Annotated in this window: 22 protein-coding genes and 1 other annotated feature; of the genes, 1 reads left to right on the forward strand and 21 read right to left on the reverse strand. The window is 38.2% G+C overall.

What is annotated here, in order from left to right; all coding sequences use genetic code 11:
• Positions 1 to 38: 38 nt before the first annotated feature.
• From SSIN_RS04745 to SSIN_RS04770, 6 genes are all read right to left on the reverse strand, one after another.
• The gene (locus tag SSIN_RS04745; RefSeq protein ID WP_037616427.1) at positions 39 to 506 is read right to left on the reverse strand and encodes a deoxycytidylate deaminase; all 468 of its coding nucleotides are present in this window, start codon (positions 504 to 506) and stop codon (positions 39 to 41) included.
• Between the two features lie 102 nt (positions 507 to 608).
• Positions 609 to 968 carry a 50S ribosomal protein L20 gene (gene rplT, locus SSIN_RS04750; protein WP_003003310.1) on the reverse strand — a complete coding sequence of 120 codons (360 nt, stop codon included), beginning with the start codon at positions 966 to 968 and terminating at the stop codon, positions 609 to 611.
• 45 nt (positions 969 to 1,013) lie between these two features.
• A complete protein-coding gene (gene rpmI, locus SSIN_RS04755) occupies positions 1,014 to 1,214 on the reverse strand; it encodes a 50S ribosomal protein L35 (RefSeq protein WP_002895038.1) in 201 nt (66 codons plus the stop codon).
• A 33-nt stretch (positions 1,215 to 1,247) separates the two neighbouring features.
• Complete coding sequence (gene infC / locus SSIN_RS04760) at positions 1,248 to 1,778, reverse strand: translation initiation factor IF-3 (protein WP_037616322.1); 531 nt, start codon at positions 1,776 to 1,778, stop codon at positions 1,248 to 1,250.
• 16 nt (positions 1,779 to 1,794) lie between these two features.
• Positions 1,795 to 1,925 (reverse strand) — a sequence feature (ribosomal protein L20 leader region).
• 26 nt (positions 1,926 to 1,951) lie between these two features.
• Positions 1,952 to 2,629, reverse strand: coding sequence for a (d)CMP kinase (gene cmk / locus SSIN_RS04765; RefSeq protein WP_037616324.1), 678 nt, complete (start codon positions 2,627 to 2,629; stop codon positions 1,952 to 1,954).
• Between the two features lie 9 nt (positions 2,630 to 2,638).
• Entirely contained in the window at positions 2,639 to 3,094 is a 456-nt protein-coding gene (locus SSIN_RS04770) for an SAG1386/EF1546 family surface-associated protein (RefSeq protein WP_037616327.1), read from the reverse strand.
• Between the two features lie 45 nt (positions 3,095 to 3,139).
• On the opposite strand from SSIN_RS04770, the gene SSIN_RS04775 reads away from it, so the two are divergent.
• Complete coding sequence (locus SSIN_RS04775) at positions 3,140 to 3,337, forward strand: ferredoxin (protein WP_280513234.1); 198 nt, start codon at positions 3,140 to 3,142, stop codon at positions 3,335 to 3,337.
• On the opposite strand, the gene SSIN_RS04780 is transcribed toward SSIN_RS04775, so the two are convergent.
• The 15 genes from SSIN_RS04780 to SSIN_RS04850 all read right to left on the reverse strand — a co-directional run bounded on the left by SSIN_RS04780 (position 3,334) and on the right by SSIN_RS04850 (position 21,983).
• A complete protein-coding gene (locus SSIN_RS04780) occupies positions 3,334 to 3,822 on the reverse strand; it encodes an EbsA family protein (RefSeq protein ID WP_037616331.1) in 489 nt (162 codons plus the stop codon). The two genes, SSIN_RS04775 and SSIN_RS04780, sit on opposite strands and share 4 nt — an antisense overlap.
• Positions 3,823 to 3,892: 70 nt before the next feature.
• On the reverse strand, positions 3,893 to 6,361 hold the full coding sequence (locus tag SSIN_RS04785; RefSeq protein ID WP_037616334.1) for an LTA synthase family protein: 2,469 nt from the start codon (positions 6,359 to 6,361) through the stop codon (positions 3,893 to 3,895).
• Between the two features lie 24 nt (positions 6,362 to 6,385).
• The gene (locus SSIN_RS04790; RefSeq protein WP_037616335.1) at positions 6,386 to 8,032 is read right to left on the reverse strand and encodes a rhamnan synthesis F family protein; all 1,647 of its coding nucleotides are present in this window, start codon (positions 8,030 to 8,032) and stop codon (positions 6,386 to 6,388) included.
• Between the two features lie 17 nt (positions 8,033 to 8,049).
• Complete coding sequence (locus SSIN_RS04795) at positions 8,050 to 9,258, reverse strand: ABC transporter ATP-binding protein (protein ID WP_037616337.1); 1,209 nt, start codon at positions 9,256 to 9,258, stop codon at positions 8,050 to 8,052.
• Positions 9,258 to 10,067 carry an ABC transporter permease gene (locus tag SSIN_RS04800; RefSeq protein WP_037616339.1) on the reverse strand — a complete coding sequence of 270 codons (810 nt, stop codon included), beginning with the start codon at positions 10,065 to 10,067 and terminating at the stop codon, positions 9,258 to 9,260. Before SSIN_RS04800 ends, SSIN_RS04795 begins: the two co-directional genes overlap by 1 nt.
• A gap of 5 nt (positions 10,068 to 10,072) precedes the next feature.
• Positions 10,073 to 11,008 carry a glycosyltransferase family 2 protein gene (locus SSIN_RS04805; RefSeq protein ID WP_037616340.1) on the reverse strand — a complete coding sequence of 312 codons (936 nt, stop codon included), beginning with the start codon at positions 11,006 to 11,008 and terminating at the stop codon, positions 10,073 to 10,075.
• Positions 11,005 to 12,153, reverse strand: coding sequence for a beta 1-4 rhamnosyltransferase Cps2T (gene cps2T, locus SSIN_RS04810; protein WP_037616342.1), 1,149 nt, complete (start codon positions 12,151 to 12,153; stop codon positions 11,005 to 11,007). Before cps2T ends, SSIN_RS04805 begins: the two co-directional genes overlap by 4 nt.
• Positions 12,154 to 12,311: 158 nt before the next feature.
• Positions 12,312 to 13,568 (reverse strand): glycosyltransferase family 4 protein, encoded by a 1,257-nt coding sequence (locus SSIN_RS04815; protein WP_037616345.1) that lies wholly within the window; start codon positions 13,566 to 13,568, stop codon positions 12,312 to 12,314.
• A gap of 9 nt (positions 13,569 to 13,577) precedes the next feature.
• The gene (locus SSIN_RS04820) at positions 13,578 to 14,879 is read right to left on the reverse strand and encodes a DUF2142 domain-containing protein (RefSeq protein WP_037616429.1); all 1,302 of its coding nucleotides are present in this window, start codon (positions 14,877 to 14,879) and stop codon (positions 13,578 to 13,580) included.
• Positions 14,866 to 17,799, reverse strand: coding sequence for a rhamnan synthesis F family protein (locus tag SSIN_RS04825; RefSeq protein ID WP_037616347.1), 2,934 nt, complete (start codon positions 17,797 to 17,799; stop codon positions 14,866 to 14,868). Before SSIN_RS04825 ends, SSIN_RS04820 begins: the two co-directional genes overlap by 14 nt.
• Positions 17,800 to 17,825: 26 nt before the next feature.
• Positions 17,826 to 18,605 carry a glycosyltransferase family 2 protein gene (locus tag SSIN_RS04830; protein ID WP_037616349.1) on the reverse strand — a complete coding sequence of 260 codons (780 nt, stop codon included), beginning with the start codon at positions 18,603 to 18,605 and terminating at the stop codon, positions 17,826 to 17,828.
• Entirely contained in the window at positions 18,595 to 18,954 is a 360-nt protein-coding gene (locus SSIN_RS04835; RefSeq protein ID WP_037616351.1) for a DUF2304 domain-containing protein, read from the reverse strand. Before SSIN_RS04835 ends, SSIN_RS04830 begins: the two co-directional genes overlap by 11 nt.
• Positions 18,954 to 19,670 (reverse strand): glycosyltransferase family 2 protein, encoded by a 717-nt coding sequence (locus SSIN_RS04840; RefSeq protein ID WP_037616354.1) that lies wholly within the window; start codon positions 19,668 to 19,670, stop codon positions 18,954 to 18,956. Before SSIN_RS04840 ends, SSIN_RS04835 begins: the two co-directional genes overlap by 1 nt.
• Positions 19,671 to 19,706: 36 nt before the next feature.
• The gene (locus tag SSIN_RS04845) at positions 19,707 to 20,699 is read right to left on the reverse strand and encodes a glycosyltransferase family 8 protein (protein WP_037616357.1); all 993 of its coding nucleotides are present in this window, start codon (positions 20,697 to 20,699) and stop codon (positions 19,707 to 19,709) included.
• A 6-nt stretch (positions 20,700 to 20,705) separates the two neighbouring features.
• Positions 20,706 to 21,983 carry a lipopolysaccharide biosynthesis protein gene (locus SSIN_RS04850; protein WP_037616360.1) on the reverse strand — a complete coding sequence of 426 codons (1,278 nt, stop codon included), beginning with the start codon at positions 21,981 to 21,983 and terminating at the stop codon, positions 20,706 to 20,708.
• Positions 21,984 to 22,011 lie beyond the last annotated feature (28 nt).

Below are 22,011 nucleotides of genomic sequence, written 5' to 3' on the forward strand. Positions count from 1 at the left end.
TGGGGATTGCAGGGGCTTTTGTATCACCTCCCACCAGCCTAAACCAAATCCGTCTGAGCAATAGCTTCCTTAACATCTTCCAACGGCAGATGCATCAGTTCCACTTCTTTTTCCTTGTAGAGGTACTGGGCATAGTCATCTATCCGATATTGGTTGATATAGACCACCCGTTTGCAACCTACCTGAAGCAGCTGCTTGGTACAGTTGAGACAGGGGAAATGGGTCACATAAGCCGTAAAGCCTTTAGGCACGCCTCGCTCCGCTCCTTGCAAGATAGCATTGACCTCCGCATGCAAGGTCCGTACACAATGCCCGTCAATGACCAAACACTCATGATCGATGCAGTGCTCCGTGCCTGAAACGGATCCATTATAGCCGGTCGAAATAACCTTATTATCCTTGACTAAGACCGTTCCAACCTTAGCCCGTTTGCAGGTCGAACGATTGGCAATCAAAAGTGCCTGCGCCGCAAAATATTCATCCCAAGCTAACCGATTTGACATCATCATTCACTCCTCCATCCATTCTCACTATATTATACTAAAACACTTAGCGATTGTCATCCTAACAAGAAAAAAGCTGAAACATCGTTTCAACTTTTTATCTTCTTATTTAGCAAGTTTAGCTTTAGCTGCATCTGCAAGAGCTGTGAAAGCTGCTGCATCATTAACAGCCAAGTCAGCAAGCATTTTACGGTTCACTTCGATCTCAGCCAATTTCAGACCATGCATCAATTGTGAGTATGAAAGTCCGTTCATACGAGCTGCCGCATTAATACGAGTGATCCAAAGTTTGCGGAAGTCGCGTTTTTTCTGACGACGGTCACGGTATGCATAGTAGTAAGAGTTCATTACTTGCTCTTTTGCAGTACGGAACAAGATGTGTTTTGCTCCATAGTAACCTTTTGCTAATTTTAAAATACGTTTACGACGTTTGCGTGATACAACGCCACCTTTAACACGTGCCATGTTTATTTTCCTCCAATATTTCCTAGATAAGTGTCACAAAATCTCTTACTTAAGACCTGTAAGCATTGCTTTGATACGTTTGAAATCTCCTGCATGCACCATTCCTGCTTTACGAAGATGACGACGTTGTTTCTTAGTTTTTCCGTGGAAACGATGAGAAGTGTAAGCACGGAAACGCTTCAAGCCACCAGAACCTGTACGTTTGAAACGTTTAGCTGATGCGCGGTGTGTTTTTTGTTTTGGCATGGTAAAATCTCCTTTTTCTAACTTTCTGACAGTTTATTTTTTGTCACTAATCGGTGCCATTTGCATGAACATCTGACGTCCATCCATCTTAGGTCTTTGCTCAATGATTGCAACATCTTGAGTTGCTTCAGCAAAGTCTGCTAAGACCTTAGCTCCAATCTCTTTGTGGGTAATCATCCGACCTTTAAAGCGAATAGATACCTTAACTTTATTCCCTTTTTCAAGGAACTTGCGTGCGTTACGAAGCTTTGTATCAAAGTCCCCTTTATCAATGGTAGGACTGAGACGTACTTCTTTCACAGTGACAACGCTTTGTTTTTTACGTTGTTCTTTCTGCTTTTTCTGATACTCAAACTTGAACTTGCCATAGTCCATAATTTTCGCAACAGGTGGTTTAGCTTGTGGCTGAATCAGGACCAAATCGACATTCGCCTCATCCGCAAGAGATTGCGCTTCGCTAAGTGGTTTAATACCTAATTGTTCGCCGTCAAGACCGATCAACCGAACTTCACGCACACGAATTTCATCATTGATGAATAAGTCTTGTTTTGCTATGGTTTTCACCTCTTTTTTTATTTTTCGAGAAAAACAAGTGCGGACCTGCTAACGCAAACCCGCACTACATGATAGTATTTCATCACTGAAACTGAATCCTGTAGAGCCAGACAACGTTAGTCGCAAGGCGAGAAGTTCTCACTTCTGCTTTTCTCAACTCTACTATCATATCAAGTTTCTTTTTATTTGTCAATGATTTTTTTCGCTTTTTCTTCAATAAATGCGACAACTTCTGCGATTCCAACACCTGTCGTGTCAAAATGAATGGCATCAGCCGCTGGTTTTAAAGGCGATACAGCGCGATGACTGTCTTTATAGTCCCGCTCAGCTATTTCCTTTTTGAGAGTTTCCAAATCAGCCGAAATCCCTTTTGCAAGATTTTCTTTATAACGGCGCTCTGCTCTTTCCTCGACCGAAGCAACTAGAAAAATTTTAAGTTCTGCATCTGGCAAAACGACCGTTCCAATATCACGGCCATCCATGACAATGCCACCTTGAGCAGCAATCAACTGCTGCAAATAAACTAGTTTTTCACGTACTTCTGGGATAGCCGACACCCACGACACATTATTGGTAACTTCATTTTCACGAATCGGATGGGTCACATCTACATCCCCAACAAACACCAGCTGCTCACCGTTATCTGCACGACCAAAACTGACCGAATAAGTCTCAAGCAGTTCCACAATCTCTGCTGCGTCATTTTCAGTCAAATGATTTCGCAAAGCCAAATATGTCGCTGCACGGTACATGGCTCCAGTATCTAAATAGGTATAATTAAAATCTTTTGCAATGATTTTTGCAACAGTGGATTTCCCACTTGAAGCAGGTCCATCAATAGCAATTTGAATCTGTTTCATAACCCGCTCCTACTGAATCTTAACAACATCACCTGGATTGGCGTACCAGGAACCAGTGGACATGTGCGATGGATTTAGCTGCTCTAATTTTGCAATAGAAATGCCTGCACGCGCAGCAATAGCCGCCTCACCTTCACCAGGCTGAACCGTCAAAGTCCCTTCAGATGATTCTGTCGTTTCTCCTTCAGGTGTAGCCGCCGCCTCTGTTGAAGCAGGTTGCTCCGTACTACTTGACGAGGCAACAGCAGCAGAAGTCCCATAAAAGCCTTCCATACTCGTCTTCTTATTACTTCCACCAATAGAAAGGTAGACCAAGAAGCACGTAACTGCAATGACCAATATCAAAAAAACAGCTACTAAAACCGTCAAAATACGATCTACTCGACTCGCTTGAACTTTTTTAATTCTTTTCAATTTCTCTTCTCCATTATCGTATACATCTGCTTCCCATGGTTCTTTTTCCATGACTTCCTCCTTGAGTTTTTCTAAAAATCTTATTACAATATGAGTATGAAAATTACACTCATTCCCGAACGCTGCATTGCCTGTGGGCTCTGCCAAACTTACTCAGACATCTTTGACTATCACGATAATGGCATTGTCAAATTTTATCAAGATGACCAACTGTTAGAAAAAGAAGTCCCTGATCATCCCGATATTCTCGAAGCCATCAAAAATTGTCCAACCAGAGCACTGCTAAAGGATTAGTTTTTCTTAGCCTTATCACCATAATAGACTTCAAAATAATCTAGAAGAGTAAAATTATCTACCAATTCGACTTCCCCTTTAAAATGCTCATTAAGAGCCAAGGCGTTGACAAAGTATTTTTTTGGCCATTTGCGCATACAGAAGGTTCTGCTACGACTTTTCCCTGTAAAATGAAGAGTGATTGAGGTCTTTGTTACTTCTAACTTCTCGATAGTTGAAATGTCAATCTTGATTGGCGTAAAAGGATTTGCCGTAATAATCCGCAAAATCCCATCATCATATATGGTGAAATATCGATGCACACCAATGCCCAACAAAACCATAAATAAGAAGAAGGAAAAGAGAACAAGAGTTGGTACTCTAGAACTTTCATACATCAAGGCCAGCCCTATAAAGATCGGGATAACCGACAAAGACCAATAAATAACTAAAACTGACATCTCTGGTTGCCAATGATAGCGTACTTTCCCGAAAATCTTTATCATATCTTCACCCCCATACTACTAGTTTAGCATAAAATAATAAAAAATAGAATTGGTAAACCTATTCTATTTTTTATTTCGCTGGCATAGCGAAGAAATCCTTTGAAAGATAGCCTTTTCCGCCAACCATATCATATTCGATCAATTTCAAATCATCTGCAATTTCTTGGGCTGATGGCTCCAGTGCCTTCTTGTCCACACTAGCCTTATGAAGAACTTCGGTCAATAAAGCATAGTAAGGAGATACTTTAGAATTGGTCTGCTCAAGCAACAAGGCAGAAAAATCACTAGAGTTAACCAAAGGATAGTCCAGCTTGGGTGTCTCATAATTACTCCAGATAAAGTAATCTGTTAGAAATTGGTTTTCAGGATGATCCTTAAAAGCTGATTGAGGATATAAGCCTGGTAAATGATCACCATAAAAGACCACTGTTATCTTTTTATCAATCTTAGAAAGCTTATCCAAAAAATCCTTGGTCGCATTGTCTGTGTGGTAGAGCATCCTTACATAGCTGGATAAGGATTTATTTCCTGCCTCCGTGAAACCTGGGTAACTAGCAGACATATAAATCGGATTGACTTCCGTCCAAGGCATATGATTTTGCATCGTCATAACTGAGAAAAATTGACTTTGGTCTGTTTTTAGGCGATCTAAGACTTGATTATAGGTCGTTTTATCACTATAGTTTCCACCAATATGATCTCCCTGCAACCCTTGAGTTCCATAATGAATAAAGGTATCATATCCCAGATCTTTATAAATGATGTCTCTGGAATAATTACTTGGTGAGGCCAAATGAATCACGGTACGATTTTGAGAAGTGTAAAAATCACTGATAGCCGGAAGTTTGTTCATCTTTGGCACTACTTCCGTATAAATAACTGAAACAGATGGTGACAAATTATAAAATGGCAGACCGGTCAACGTTTGAAACTCCATATTTGCTGTTCCACCGCCATAACCGTCTGACTGCATCAACCCACTGGTTGTCTTAGACATAATTTCCTGAATATTTGGAATTGGATTTTCTGACATAGACACGCCGTCAATCCGGGCAGGATCAGAAAAACTTTCACTGAGGACATAAATGACAGTCTGCTGTTCAATGTTATGTTGACGTTCCTGATTAATGGAATCAGCAAGTTCTCCATATTTTTTTTCTATTTCCTGAATTTTTTCTTTGGAATATCCTGCCGACTGGATCATAGCCTTATCTGATAATTGAGTAAACCAAACAAAAGAGATAGACCTCATTTGCGAATTAACTGTATTACCAAACCAAGTCAAGTCATGATAATTATTTAAAATAGAGATAACGGGGATGTTGTCAGCTACTTTACCATTTTCTTTCGAAGAGAATATCTGTAAAATACCTAGAAAAAAAATAATAGGAAAAGCCAGTAACATAAGCTGCATTTTTATCATCGATAAAATTTTCCCAGGTAAAATCCTTCTACGGAAAAACCAATAGAAAGCTCCAAGAGCTGCCAATCCTGCAATAGTATAGATTCCATAATTGCCACCAAGAAAATCAAACAAAATTTTTGGATTTTTTAGCCAGCTAACATCACTTGGCAGAATAGGTTCGTGACGATATTGAAATTTCAAACTACTGGCAATGGTTGCAAGAATAATCGTAGCCAATATGACAATGCTTGCTAAGAAAATTTGATTGAAAACAAGGTAGATAAAAATAAATGCTGCAAAAAATACTGCTATCTGAAAGAGACTTGCCCCTGCAAATAAATGCAGTTCTAAAACCAAAACATCTCCTCGAATACTATTTTGAATAGTATAGTTGAAAATGACAGAAAGAACTGCGCTGCATAAAACAGCAACTGAAAAACTGCCTCTGTTTTTCGAAATATCTTTTAATCCCTTTATCCCTAAAAAGCTAGGGATCAAAAATAAAAGAAAGAGTAAAATAATAAAACCAATTAATTTTAAAATAGAATCTTGAGAGATTTCAAATCCTTTATCTGTAAGATAAGTCGTCAGCAAACTTTGGTGCTGAAAAACACCTGTCATCTTATCATCTGTTAAAGACAAGAAAATAAGGGACTGAGACAGAAAGAGTTTCTCTAGAAAATATTTATTGTATTTATCAACAATAAAATAGTCCAGAGAATTATATTTTTTTAAAGAAGGGAAATAGTTTATAAGATAGGCGAAGAAAAAAATAAGAAGTAAATAAGGTAGGCCGTTCACTTGAAAAAAGTGATTACTAAGTAAATTTTCTGTCTTAAAGTCAAAATCATTAATATGCTGAGTAACCGTTAGCAAGTAAGAAAATAGTATGTAAGAAGCATAGACGATAGCAGACCATATTAGCAGCTTTCGACTTAGCAGTTGGGATACAATCTGCCCTAAGCCAAATAGAGCCACGATTAAACCAAGAAAAACAAACCCTAAGCTACTGTAATTTTCTATGTTCTTATTTACTTGAAGTAAAAATAGAGTGGTGACAGCTGTAATATCTAAAAATAAAAAACTGATAAGCAAATAGGAAATCTGCTTATAATAATTGACTAAAAATTTCATTATTCTTTCTACAGAAACTATTATCTAACTTTTAAAAAGATTCGATAAATACCTTCTAACTTTTTTTGCTAGGCTCTTATGAACCAGTTTCCCTTTCTGCTGGATTAATTCTTCTGCTTCTTTTTGTAAATCTAATAAAGCAGGGAGTTGGCAACCAGGCATGATTTTAAAATCATAGCCCTTATCCCAAGCCAAATAAATCAATAAATTTTCTAAAATACGAGGTTCTGTTTGAGCTGATAACTGGTAATCATTTTGAAAAAGGCTAGTAAGGGCAGAAGGCTTAAACCAAAGGAAGCCACCATACACCCTAGTAAAAACAGGATGTTGTTCAAAATCAAAAATTTTCTGGCAATGGAGTTTTTGCCAAATTGCAGCCATTTCTTTCCGAAATATTTTTTGCTCAAACAATCCATATCTGACTAAACTTGGAAGATCTGGTATAACGAGCCCAAGCTTATCATCTTGTTCCAAGACTTTAATACTAGCATTGGCATTTTCAAACATCATCTCCATCAAATCTCTACGCATCGCTTTATCGAGTTGAGGCATTCCATCTACTAAAATTGCAGTAGAAATATGCCCAACGGAAGCAAATTGCAGCAAGAGTCCACTCTGTTCAAGCATCGCCTGCATAGGATTCTCTTCTTTCCCTAAAATAACTTGATAACGGTCTGATACAATTTCCAAGAGCTGAGTAAAGATTTTTTCGTCAGCTGTCGTCACCACAAATTGGTATTGTAGAGGAAGAATTTCCCAATTTTCTTTAAATTGCTCAAAGATTTGAAGATCTGTCACATGAATATGAAGCGCCACCGGCTTTTCTGGTGAGTCATTCTTATCATCTATCAAAAGCTGCTTATCCTGCAAAAGGCAGGGTACATCTGGACCAACATATTCAAATATATGCTCAGAAATTAAAGAAACAGGATAAGAAGTTCTCTCTTTGATTTCTTCCAGCAGATACCTCGCAGAAAAAGGATTGCCACTGATAGCTTTCACTTTCAAAAAGGGAACCTTTTTCTCAAGAATAGTAAAAGGCTTATAATAAGTAAAGTCTGGATGAATTAAATCCGCTGCTTCTTCTAGACGAGTATCAAAGGCAGCCTGATAGGTAAAACCTGCCTCTGTAAAATATTGGGTGAATTTCGTCTCGTAGTGGTCAATTACATCTTGAACATCAGTAAAATCTTTTACCTGTTCCCAAAATTCTTGAAAAGAAATTGACCTCAATATCTGCTGCTTAAAGATAACAAAGTAACTCTGCAGATGTTCTTCAAAATACTTTGTTTTTCGAAAGTTGGTCATGCCCCAAAAATCAACCTGGGTATCGTCCTCAAACCTCTTATAAATAGCCTCCAAATCCCAGAGCGGACCAAAACAAGTATCATTCATCAGAGTCAGAGAGTCGTAGGTTTTGAGCTCCTCAAAACCTATGGCTCTCATTCCATCCCGCCAAGCCGCAAAATCATAACCTTGATTGTCCCGCTCCAACACATTGCTTATCCCAAATTCGTCGTGCAACTTTTTCTTAATTGCTTCTTCGATATGACTATTTGAAATAAAAATAATTTTGGAAAACAGGGGCTTGAGCTGTTCTAATTGGTAGAAGACATGATTACTCACGCGCTTGTATTTATTAAAATGAACATAGAGTAATATTCGTTCCATGAAAACACCTTATCATTTTATTGAGAGATTTCCCAGACCCCATTGCGCTGAATCAAGCCCGTTGCTGAGTCTTTTGCAGAGATATCCTCATCGTCAATATCTCGTCGGCTGATGATAAGGACTGGAGTATTCTTAGAATCTGCAAAGGCTAAAATCTGATTCTCTTCATCACGCACAGAAACCTGCAATTTCAATTTTGCATGATTGATTTGGGAAAGATGGCATTTGTATTTAAGTGTCTTTTTTCCTGTTCCTTCTGTCAAATTATCCATTGAATTATCATTATACAACCAAATGGTACGGTCGATATCAGTCAGTGAAAAGGCTATGTAGGTTGGCATATCCTGATTGACTTGATAGCTAATTTCAAATTCAATTTCTTCAGTTGGTGCTGTCTGAGGAGAGCTTAGTAGACGAACCTCTAAATCAGAGACTGCCTCAGATTCCTTTTCAGCGACATAATCTTCGTTCATAGCTTTGGTGTCAGTTGCATTATCCAAACTGTATTGGTTAGCTACATCATCTGGATTTCCGACAACTTTGACTAAGCCATTTTCAATCAAAACAGCCTTATTACAATACTTTTTGACGGCATTCATGTCGTGAGTTACTAAAATAGTTGTCTTTCCCGAATGCTTCCGTTCCATAAAATAATCATTACACTTGCGCTGGAAGGCTTCATCCCCGACAGCCAGAACCTCATCCAAAATCAGAATGTCTCCCTGTGCCTTGATCGCAACTGAAAAGGCCAAGCGAACCTGCATCCCGCTAGAATAATTTTTGAGTTTTTGATTCATAAACTCACCCAACTCAGCAAACTCCACGATATCATCGTACATGGCATCTACTTCTTCGGTTGAAAAGCCTAGCATGGCGCCATTCATATAGACATTTTCGCGGCCGGTCAGCTCTGGATTGAAGCCAACACCTAGCTCGATAAAGGAAACCAACTTGCCATCAATGGTCACTGTGCCCTTTTCGGGAATATAAATCTCTGAGATAATTTTCAGAAGAGTGGACTTGCCAGAACCATTACGGCCAACAATTCCATAAAAATCTCCCTTTTCCACTTCAAAAGAAATATCCTTAAGAACGTTCTGCTCTTTGTAACCTTTGATTCCTCGAAAGCGGTTAACTAGGCTTGTTCTTAAACTTTGTGTTGACTCTGTTGGCAGTTTAAAAAACTTACTGACATGGTCAACTTTTACTGCAATATTATTTGACATTATAAAATCTCCGCAAATCTCTTAGCATTTTTATTAAAGATATAATATCCAAGCCCAAATATCACTATTGGCAATAAATAAGGAATCAGCGCAATCCAATAATGGTCCATCAAATCCCAGCCTCGAGTACTGCCTGAGAAAACGATAAAATGACGAAGATCTTGAATAATCTGAGCCATTGGATTGAGCATCATCAGCTTAGCGACCAAAACATGCCCACCCTTCAGGATATAAGTCAGTGAATAAATAATCGGTGTCGCATACAGGCCTGCCTGCAGCACTACTTCCCAAATGGGTCCAATATCACGATATTTAACAAAAAGTGTCGCCAACATAAAGGCAAAACCAGCTGAAATCAAAACTAATTCCAGAAAAAGCGGGATAATAACTAGCCATCCTAGCGTGATTGATACTCCATTAATCAGAGCAAAAGCAAAAACAACCAACAAATTGATCGCATAGTTGATCGCTGCACCAGTAATAGCTGAAAAAACGATAATTGATTTAGAAAAATTCAGTTTTCGCAGTAAGTCCCCTCGCGCAACAATGGACATCATGCCCATATTGGTCGCTTCTGAGAAAAAATTCCAAGTCACCATCCCTAAGAGAAGCGATACTGCATAATGAGGCGTTCCATCATCAAAACGCAGGAAACGAACAAAAACAAGATACATAATGGTAAAAAGCATTAAGGGTTTTAAAATCGACCACAAATGCCCAATGAAACTGCCTTGATAACGCAATTTGAAATCTGTTTTAACCAATTCTCTCAAGAGAATCCAGTTTTTTTGGCTAAAATAATCTAGCATGCATATTACTCCTTATAAGCAAATTTTGTGAGAATGAGTGTCGTGAAAACCAAAGTATGAAAGGCACGATTTTTTCTGTAGCCATACTTTCGAATACGTCGCAGCCGCTCTACAAAAGGAACTTCCATGATTGTCACAAAATTTTCAATAATTTCTCTGTTTTCAGTTGTCAGAGGCTGGCTGAGAAGGTTGCGGGCCTGAGTCTGACTATCTTTTATCAATTTCCAATATTTAGCAAATAGACGGCTAGGATGAATCCAGTTCTTCATCCGCTTACGTAAGGTCCGGGCTCCTAAAAAATTATTGGAATGTTGGCGGTAAAGTTCTCCTGGCTGATCTAGATAAACGAGTTGCCCAAAGGCCGAAGCCAACAAGCCCAGATACCAATCGTGCATGAGCAGTTCATGCTCCTCCTGCCCTGTCCACAAATCAGCCAGAGCTTGGTTGATCATCGAAACGCCGCCTGTCACTGTATTTTCCGTCAATTCCTGAATCAATTCGGTATTGGCATGGTCAGACTGCGTCCGAATCATACTTTCGTGAACAATATTTAGCTCCTGATCCACGACTTTTAGATCCGTATAGACCAACAAAGGTAAGGAAGCATCATAGTTTTCTGCTGCTGCTAACTGAATCGCCAACTTATCTGGCAACCAGACATCATCCTGATCACTAAAAAAGTAAAAATCCGAATCCTGATATTTAAGCAAGCTATGAAAACTCTTAATGACGCCCAAATTTTGAGGTTCTTCTGGATTGATAAAGAAGATCCGGTCGTCCTGATGGCAAAAATCCTCAATAATTGCTCGCGTCCCATCACTAGAGCCATCATCTCGAATCAAGAGCTGCCAGTCCCTATAAGTTTGGGCTTGAATACTTTCAATCTGCTCTGCCAGAAACTGCTCACCATTATAGGTCGACAGAAGAATAGTCACTTTCATGATAAAAATAGCTCCTCGTATTCACCCACAATTTTTTCCCAGGTGTAGTTTTCTTTCATATTTTTTTTGGCTGCCTGACCGAGCTCAGAAAAGTCAATTTGACCATCTACTCTGTTAATCAGCTGAGCCAACTGTCCCTCTTCTTTTTTCCAGTAAAGAGCGGCTTCTTTGGCTACTTGATGGTTGAAGTCCACATCCAAAACCAAATTGGCATCAGTCTGAGCCAGAGCTTCCAGAAGCCCGGGATTGGTCCCACCGACTTCGTGTCCATGCAAATATGCAAAGGCTTGATTGCGGATATATTTGAGCAGTTCCTGATCATAGACTGTCCCGACAAACTTAATCCTAGAATCCTTGTCAAAACCCGTTTTCTGCTTGAGTTCTTCAAAATAAGGATTTCCCACATGATTGCAGATAATCAGCAAGTCACGTTGGGTTTTGGATTTCATAAATTCTTGGATAATGGTTTCATAGTTATTTTCTGGCACAAAACGGCCAACAATCAAATAATATTCCTTTTCCCTGCTTTGCCATTTCTCAAAAAAATCACGCACGCGAGCATACTGAGAGTCAAGAGAAGATAGCTGGAGGTCTGTCCCATAAGCAATGAAAGCCGTCTTAGACCAAGGATAGGAATGTTTTATATAGCTTTCAATGCCTTGGTTGTCCGCAATAACCAGATCAGCATGCTTAGTCATAACCTTCTCAGAATATTTGAGATAGGCTTGAACCGGCTTAGGCCACTTGGCCCGCTTCCATTCCAGACCATCTGGATTGATAAAGAAAATCCCGCCTGCTTTTTGAATTTTATGTGCAAAAGGCGCCACAAAGGCTCCAATCGTATTGCCTAAAATATAAAAAATTGGACGCTCAATCTGTTGCTCTTGCACTAGCTTTAAAGAATAATGGATGGCCATCATATCATAAGCGATCACCCGAGCCGGTCCTAACTTAGGAGCCTTAACCGTGAAGCAATCTACTCCCTTGTAATCAAAATGATGAAAAGCTTCATCATCTGATAAACAAGCTACATGATACTGGATTTGGGAAGAAACCTTATTTTCTACTAATTTTTCAACAAAAGTTTCAAATCCGCCATATTTAGCAGGAAGTCCGCGACTCCCGATGATGAAGACATGTCTCATGCTTTTCCTCAATTCAAAGATTTACAATCTAGTCTATTATATCATTTTATTGGTGGTTTGTGGGCAACAGACAAAAAAATCGAACAAATCATAATATCGCCTAAGCAAAATTATTGTTTGATTCGACTTTTATATCATCCGTTGTAGGCTACTACCACTTAAAAAGATTCTTTAATTTTTAAGAAAATTATTTTTCTCTTTACTTTATTCAAGAAAGTACTTATTGGCGAAGCAGAAGGACGCGGTTCAAATAAAAATTTTATGTGTCGCAAAGAATGACCGCTATTTGTATCAGAATGATCGATTTCTTCTAATATGTCATGATAAACACTGGAAACCTTGTAAAGATTCTTTACTCTTTCTATGTTATCTATAGAGCGCTTTTTCAAGTATTTGAAATCCTCTAAACATTGCTGGATGTGATCTGTTAATTCATCTACATTTCCCGTAGGATAGAGTTGACCCTCCTCGAACATTTCATAAGCCGATAGATGGCCAGGATTATCTGATAGGATGGTTGGCAGGCCATTCATAATGGATTCTATGTACACTAGACCAAAAGTCTCCATAGCAGATGGAAACACTGCTATATCGGCCGTTGTTGCTTCAGCCCAAGGATTATCACGATATCCTAAAAACTGGACACCTTGCAACTGATGTTCAACTATATAGGACTCACACTTATTCTTATATTCATCGTCCCAAGCCCCAATAAAGACTAGTTCTGGTCTTGGCTGAGGGAGTTGTGCATAAGCTTGAAGGAGTTCTAGTTGATTTTTTCTCTCTGTCAGACGACCAACTGACAGGATACGACACTCAGCCCCAGCAAGTTTTTGCTCTTTTTCCGCTTCAATCTCTGTAAAAGGGGCAAAGGAACTAATTTCCCTATGAGGGAGAAGCTGGGCTAAGCTTTTTTGTAGAGAACCTGTCACCGCAAAAATCTCCTGAGAATATTCATCTACAAAATCAATTTTCGCTTTATAATAACCAAATTCTCCCTCAGGAAATTCATGAATCAGCCAAAAATGCGGAATATTTTCACAAGCTGCTGCTACTGCTCCTTGAAACATATTAACTGTATTTGTAATGACCAAGTCAATATGGCTATCTACCATTAACTTTCTCAGCGCAGCAATATTTTCTTGGTAAGAATTTACCCTCTCTTCATGAGTTCCAGGAAGACCACCTGGTGCATCCTCCCACCACCATTTAACCGATGGCAGAGCAATGGTTCTAATTCCTTCTTTTGCAAGAGTAGAAATATAGTCTTGCTGGACTTGAACATGATAATCTGGTATCGCATTGATAACGTGATAGCCATCTTGAACCAAATACTTCATCAGATGGAAAATAGAAATCTCTGCTCCATTATCCAAGGTTCCAGTCGGCGAAATGAATAAAATGTTTTTCTTCATAGCTTATCCTTACCAATTCCAATAGAATGGAATCATTAAATAGATTGAAATTAAAAAGTTAGCTGACAAAGTGCCTATAAGCAAGTTTTTAACTGTTCTCTCCTGAATCTCCAACTTGCCTATATTTGCAAGAAGGGGTAAGAAGAGAATTAGGAAAGGCGTAAAATAGCGGCCCTGAGTTCCAACAGATATCTGAGCACCTTTTCCTAAAACAATCGGAGTCCACTCTAGATACATGATGGTGACAACAGCAATAACCTGCAAAAGGAAAAGATAAGCGGAGACAGTTGCATAGGACTTCGTCATAAAATCCTTCTTAGACTGTAAGAAGATGATAGTCAGTACCGCTACATCAAGAAAGATTAGCCACAGGGGCAACTGAATGGTGAAATTACCCAAAAATCCAAAGAGACCAATGGTCAATATGGTATTGAGGTCACCGTTCATGCGCTGTTTAAACAAGGTGTTAAGCAGAACCCTACTGTAGTGGAAGAGCCCTCCTTGATGACGAAAAAGCAAATGCAAGGCTAAGAAAACAGCAACAAAAGCCAAACTGTAAAAAACATAGCGATGACGACCGATAAATGCCTTGGTCGCAAGAAAAGGCTTGTTCAAAACAGCTAAGAACCCTTCAATTTCAAAATCAATGAAAGGCAATAAGCCTAGCAATAAGACATTGTTCAGTTTGGTTGCAAAGAGTCCGACGGATATGACCAAAAGCTGGATAAAATTCTTATTGCTAAATTTCTTGCTGGAAGCAATATTAGTGAAAAAACCAATGACCAGCATAATCTCCAAATAGTTCATTACATCATAGGAGAGAGAAGCTGCCTGCTGAACCATAATTGGCAGAAGCGAAATGAAAAAGAGAGCTTTCTTGCCATACTTAAAATACTTAATCAGGAAGTAAACACCCAAAATATAGGCTAGGCCGTTAAAAAATCGTCCCATCATGAGAATAACTCCTACTGATGGATAGATAAACGTTCCCAAAGCCATGCCGATTAGCTGCGGTAAAAAGGAAAGAGTTTTGAGATTAATCCCCAAAGTAGACTCTTCCTGAGATAAATCCAATTTTTCCGTAAAAAGCTTCTTATACTCTGCTGGGGAAACATTCGGTTCCGCAGAGATATTTTCCATCCACTTGTAGGTTTTCTCTGTTGGCTTATGGAAAATCTCCCAAGTCATGCGGGCGTGATTCGTTTCATCCGGCACACGGTTGATCGGTTGAACCACCATAAATGTCATGACAAAGACAGTCGCCAAGACCAAAAAGATATTTTCTATTTTTATCGTCTTACTTCTTTTCAAAATCATTCACCATTTCATCTTTACTATCTAAACTGCAGTTTTCAAGAACAAAATCATAGGCTTTTTCTGCTAATTCCTGACGTAGGTCAGACGAAAGAATTAAACGCTCTAACTTTTCTTTCCACTCCCCGTCTTTAGCCAAAAGTCCAGTCTCCCCATCTTTTACCATATCAGAGAAGGCTCCAATGTGACTAGCAACTGTAGGAACTTTTACTAAGGCAGCCTCCATCCATTTGATTTCAGACTTAGCCCGATTAAAGACCGAGTCAACCAGTGGAGCTAGATTGATATCCACTCGACTGATCAGCTGAGGTAAATCCTTCCAGTCAACATAGTCATGTACAACAATCTGCTGTTGGTAAGGCTTCATATCCTCTGGAATATCTAAATGGCCGACGATATGGAGTTCCACATTCTTGTAAGTTTCAAGCAAGGACTGGATGGCTGGTTTTATCAATTCAAAATTTTCATTATGACTGATAGAACCTGAAAAATAGCCTATCTTGACTTTAGGGTTCTGCTGACTATAATCTTTGATAAAGTGAGAACTGATTTCAATCAAGTCACTGGAAGCTCGGTTTCTATTCAGCAACACCTTATCTTGATATTTGAGCAATTCTTCCTGCAATTGGAGTGTTGAAGTAATCGCTCCATCACAGGCAGCTAACATCTTGCCATAATTTTTGACACCAGCATCATAGTTGCCCTTCTCCTTCTCTGATAAGCCTTGAGTATAGCTCAACTGATCTGTATAAACTGTATCAAAAACCAAATCATCAATGTCAAAATAAACTGGCTTTTTATCTCTTCTAGCTGTATCGCACAAGAATTGAAGTTGATAAGACCACGGAGCTCGATAGATAATAATATGACTAGCATGCTGAGCCTGAGAAATCTCAAACTCTGATAAATTTACTACTTTGACCGTGAAGCCGTTTTTTCGCAACTGTTCTGCTTTGTTAAGCACTCGGTAGCGCGTACATTGCGGAATGATGTTTTCAACCCCATCTATAATCAAGATATATTGTTCTCTAGAGATTGATTTGAATTTTTGTACAATGTTTTCCAATATTTCAACTGGATAATCTGTTTCTTTTCGCACATAATTGAGCAAATCAGGTACTTCTGTTCGTCTTTCTAGCCCCTGCCAGCGAAACTGCTGCTCATTGTAATTTTGTAATGAGGTATACTTGATTAAAGGACTTCCAGCCCTTAGCATTCTCAAAGGATGAATATACATGGCGCTGTCTTTGTTTTCAGGTACCAAGGCATCGTAGCGATAGCCTAAATCTGCAAAATACTTAGTAAAAGTTGTTTCGTGTTTTCCAATAGCCTTATCACGTGAATCCGTATCGGTTAGGTTATTCCAATAGTCGAAAAACTCCTCTGACCGAAGCAATAAAGACTCAATGACGAGAAAATAAGATTGTAGATGCTCTGGAATATAGCCGTATTGATTGAAATTCGTGGCATCTTCTTGTACTTCACCAAAGGAAATCCCCCAAAAATCAAGATTTCTCTCCGCCATTGTTTGGAAGACCTCATTCAAATCTCGCATTGGACCAATATTCGTATCATTGACTAGCAAGAGTTGAGAATAAGTTTGCAACTTTTCCTTACCAAAGGTCAAAATCCCTTCCCTAAATGCCGCGGCATCATAACCTGTATTATCCCTTACCAGAACTTGCCCATATTGTTCTAAGGTAGATAAATCCTCTGATTTCAATCCTCCATTTACCACAATCAGCGTTTCATCTACCAAAGATGCTAATTTCTCTAAAAACAGAACCTTGTAGCGCTGAAGATTCTCTTCTGCCTCAAAAATGACATAGACTAGGCATTTTTTACCACTCATATGTTGAAGCTGCTTTCGCTGAGAATGACGTAAAACCCTATAATAATAGGTTTTTGGTGATTTGATATTTCTTTTTATGGAGATGCACTGGTGTTTCAACTGAGATAAGAGCGCTCTGATACGCCGCGGATTCTTGACAACCTGTCCCACTTGTTTAATCGGTGTCACAATAGCATTCCCAACACGATAAGAAAGTGAGTTACGTAATTCATCAATGTCATCCTGATATTGATAAATCAATTCGCTATCACGTTCCCAGTTTTCCTTTAGCTCTTGGATATAGTCAGATACCCTGTCCATATGCTGAATCAAATTATCCAGCCGGCCTTCCAGAGTAAAGATATTTTCAGACAAAGCGTGGTAAACCTCATTAGGAAGTTTATCCATGTACTTCTTTATAATTTGCAAATATATTTCGTAATGGTATCTAGTAGAATCTCGCTTAGAGACAGACTCTTTATCAAAGACCCGATAATTCAACTTTGTTTTTTCATCATAAACAGGTTTCGCCCCTTGATTGATAATTAAGTTTAGAAGAAAATCATAGTCTTCTAATTTTTTATAATTAAGCGCCTCGTCATAATAAATACCATCAGCGATTGAGCGACGAATGAGAGAACAATTGGAGATATAATTATCTGTTAAAAAAGCCTGCTTGTCATATGGCTGTGATTTAAGATACACTTCCTTTTTATCAGGGTCGTATAAATCACCATAGACAATATCTGCCTCCTCTTGCACCATGGTTGTGTAGAAGCTCTCAATATAGTCAGCATCTAGAAAATCATCGCTATCTACAAAAATAAAATAAGTACCTTGAATTTGTTGCAATGCCTTATTTCTTGTCTTGACGACCCCCATATTTTCATAACTTTCAAACCTCGTCGGGAAAGGGGAATCTTGCAAAGTTTCTTGGATAATCTGGGCAGACTTGTCTGTGGAACCATCATCCAATACCAGTAATTCGATATTTTGATAGGTCTGCCTAAAAATACTGCGCAAACACTGTTCAATGTAGTCTTGATGGTTGTAACATGTTACAACAACAGATATTAAATCTTTCATACACTTTCCTTATAAATAACCTATTATTAGTTCGAATTAGAGTCTTGACTCTTCATATATGCTTTATTTATTAGATTAGCCACCCACTTAGGCCAGAAAAGCTGGTACATGAACAAATCTTCTTTGGTTCGAGTATTATCTGAAATAGTTTTGGTTGTTTCAGACTCTCCGTGAATCCGGTGGCACATGAGCTTCTTAGAAATATAAGCAAAGCAACCCTTATAGGCACTAATCTTGTACCAAGCATACCAATCTAGACTCACACGCATTTCCTCATCAAATCGGAAATCGCTTAATGCCTCTAAGTTGTAAGTCACAGCCGGACAGGAAATGGGATTGCCAAAAGCCAGCACCCGATTTCTCCAAAAACGGCTGGCTGGCATCAGGTTCAGTGTTTTGAGCATGAGAGTCTTGATTTTCAGATTGGTGTTAGCTGGAATTTTGACCCCATTTTTCTCTTCAAAATAGTCTGTATAGGCAATGAGAATGTCCTTAGACTGCTCTATCTTCTGCATCACCGCTCCTAGATAAGTAGGCTCATAGTAGTCATCCTGATGGGCAATGGTAGCATAAGAAGTCTCAACAAAGGAAAGGGCATTGTTCCAGTCCCTGCCAATACCACCGCCTTCTTTCGTATAAAAAGGAATACCATACTTCTGGCACAGCTGTTTGATTGAATCCAGCGGTGTTGAGCTATAGCAGATAATCTTTGATGACAAAGTTTGAGCTTGCAGAGACAAGATACAATCTTCTAAGAATTCACTTTCGCCATAGGCGCAAATCACCCATGTATGGTTATTTTTCATCTTTTTCACTCTCTAACTTAGACATTCTTTGTTTCATGATGGATAGTTCTTGCACCAACTGCTTGATTTGCTCCTTTTGCTTGGAAATGGCAATAGTATGCAAAAACACGATAATCAGCAGGAAAAAGATAGCCAAGGACATGACAAAGTTTGAGGTCAGTTCAAAACCTAACAATTTAGCAATCGAAACTGGAATCCAATCAAAAATAGAGATAACAATCAGTACAAAGCCAATAATAATCCACATAAAGGCTTGCTCAAACAAAATATTGTTTTGATTGATATTCCGAAAGACAAAATACAGGAATAGAACTGAAGCCACTAGCATAACAATAGACAAAATGGACATTATTCACTCTCTTTCATAAAAGCAGCAATCAAGATCGAAGAGCAAACCTCAATCATGTAGCGAATGGACTTAATCGGAGTAATCGAAGAGACTCCTCCTGCACGTTCAAACATATTGGCCGGTGCTTCCACCACTGTATATTTTCGCTTCAAGAGATGGACGATTGATTCTGGCTCAGGATATTTGATAGGATAGCGCGCAGCGAATTGTCGAATAATGTCTCGATTGGCCAAACGATAGCCTGATGTGGCATCAAGAATTCTTTTACCAGTTGTTAATTTAATAAAGGCTGAGATAATAGTAATGCCAAAACGCCGCATAAAAGTCGTCTGAAACTCCGAAGACTTGTCACCGATAAAACGAGAACCAACAACCAAATCAGCCTGCTGACGACGAATAGGCTCCAGCAAAGCATCCAGCGACTCAATATCATGCTGGCCATCTCCGTCAAACTGTACGGCCACATCATAATTCTTCTCAAGTGCATACTTATAACCGGTCTGAACAGCTCCACCAATCCCTAAATTCATAACCAAATGAACAGCATTCAGATGGTGGCTATCCAAAATTTCTTTCGTTCTGTCAATCGACCCATCATTGATAACGACATAGTCCAAGTCAAAATCAACTTTCTTCCGATATTCTATAATGCTCAAAACCGTATTTAAAATACTTTCCTCCTCATTATAAGCAGGAATAATCATTAAAACTTTCATTAATTTAATCTATTCTTTCTATAACATGTTATCACATTATTTTTTGTTTTTCTGCAACTGTTTTTTTCTATATTTCATAAAGCTTGGGATTAGAGAATTGATAATCTTATATCTTAGCATTGGAAAAGGCTTCATAACAATATTAAAGATTCTAAAACAAACAAAATAAAGCTGCCATCCTTCTTCCATTGGTGTATCTTTCCAAGGAGTTTTATGAAGATAGTAGAGGTACTCCTCTTTAAACCTATGTGTATTCCCCTTCCGCCAAGGTCTCTCTTCACCAAGGTAGTGAATAATTGTAGGTGCTTTCCGAAAATGATTAAAATCTTCCTGTGATGTAAACTTAGTTGGCTTACTTAATTCACTCAACGTTTTGTAAGGATAGACATCATAAATATTAAAATAATTAAAGGAAATCGGCAAGGTGAAAATTTGCTCTTTCAATGCTCCATTTAAGGCATCTTGGTCTGGTGCGAATAGCTTTCCTTCATGAAACTGATAAAATTCTATGACCTTTTTACCAATCTCTTCCCTACGCCATTTTTTTAGATCGATCAATAGGACACCCGAATTATGATAGGGGTACTCTTTCAAAGCTAGAAATTCCTTTCTTGACTTATCCACAGTTGGTTCGGGACACATACCTATTACCTTATCTCCTAAGTCGCTATAAAACAATGAACCTAAATCTTCTAGAACTAGTGTATCTCCATCGAGATATAAGATCCTATCAACTTCTTGTGGAAGAAGCTTATCTAAAAAAAGACGTGCTAAAATAATTGAAGACCAACCGTTTGTATCAAAATCAAAGTCAATATAGTCTGCAATATTATTTATAGAAATAATACAAACTTTTCTATCGTAACTTTTAGCGAATCCTTTTAATTTATTTTGATTCTCTCGGCTTATCCTCTCGCCAATTAAATATACTGTAATATTCTCGGCAGATTGATTATTCTCAAATATAGAACACATACAGGTTGCAACTTGAGGTACAAACGCATCATTTAATGTAAATAAGATATTCATAAAATCCTACATCTTTCTTTTTTCCTGATTTTTAGCAGTTCCATAAATGACCAGACTAACTATAAAAAATACACACATAGAGATCAAAAAGGAGTTAGCCGCGCCCAACAATTTTTGACTGCGAACCAATGGTAAAGTGATAAATTTTGAAACACTAAATGTCATTATATAGGCAATCATCAAGTAATGCTGTTTTCTAAAAATTGTCAGAATAATATCAACCACTAAGGCTAATACATTTAAAATACCACCTATAAGCAGTATAGTGAAAGGAAGCTTATATTCCTGTAACTGGACACCATAAATAACACCTAGCACTTCTGTACCAATCAGATACCCCAAAACAACAATAACAACTCCTAAAACAGTCATTACTAGATATAGAGTATTGACCTGTTTGAAAAATAGTGTAAATTTCTTCTCGTTCCAATAAATAGAAAGCTGTGTAGTCAACGGTCTCAGGACGAAGAACAAAAGGGATAGGACAAAGACTGGCATGAATAGAACATTAAAGTCTCTTTGAACCCCAGGTGAAAAATAACCATTTGTCAAAAGGTAATCAATATCAATTTTTGGCTCGTTATAGATATACGTTATCAAAAATCCATTTAAAAACAAGGGAAAACTATTTTTCAAAATAGAATACACATTTTTTCTGTCATCATGGAGCTTAGGCGAAAACTTTTCCTGAGAAAAATGTAATCTACAGTTTCTGAAATCTAAGGGGAAGGTCAGAATGAAATTCGCACAGCAAATAACAATACTAGCTACCATCAATGATTTTGTAAGTAACAGGACTATTGCAAATATTAACATGCAAATCCAGCTCCTATAGAATTGCACCTTTCCAGCTAAGTCTGATCTGTTTTTTTGCTGAAATAATCCTTGAAAAACATCTGAATATGCATCTATAGCCCGATAAAAAACAAGCAATAAAATAATACTAGATTTGTAAACATCATACCCTTGCCATAGAGTATAGATAAACGATGTTAAAATCATCAAAAAGACCGTAAAAAGTCTCGTGTTATGATAAGAAGCAAATTGGTATCTTTCTTTTACATCCGTAGATTGCAGATTTCTAACTTGAAAATAACCTAGAACAAAGAACTGCTGAGCAAGAGCATAAGCAATACTAAAAATATCAGAATCTTTTGAACCCAGAACTCTGGAAGCTAAAAGAAGCAATACGACTGATATTAATGAGGAAGAAACAGTCCCCAACATATTCCATATATAATTACTCTTAACTGACGGTAGTGAAACTTCTGATTTCTGGGACATTCTATCTTCTCCAATTGTGTTCTAGTTC

The organism is Streptococcus sinensis (genome assembly GCF_000767835.1).
In the GTDB taxonomy this organism is placed as follows: Bacteria; Bacillota; Bacilli; order Lactobacillales; family Streptococcaceae; genus Streptococcus; species Streptococcus sinensis.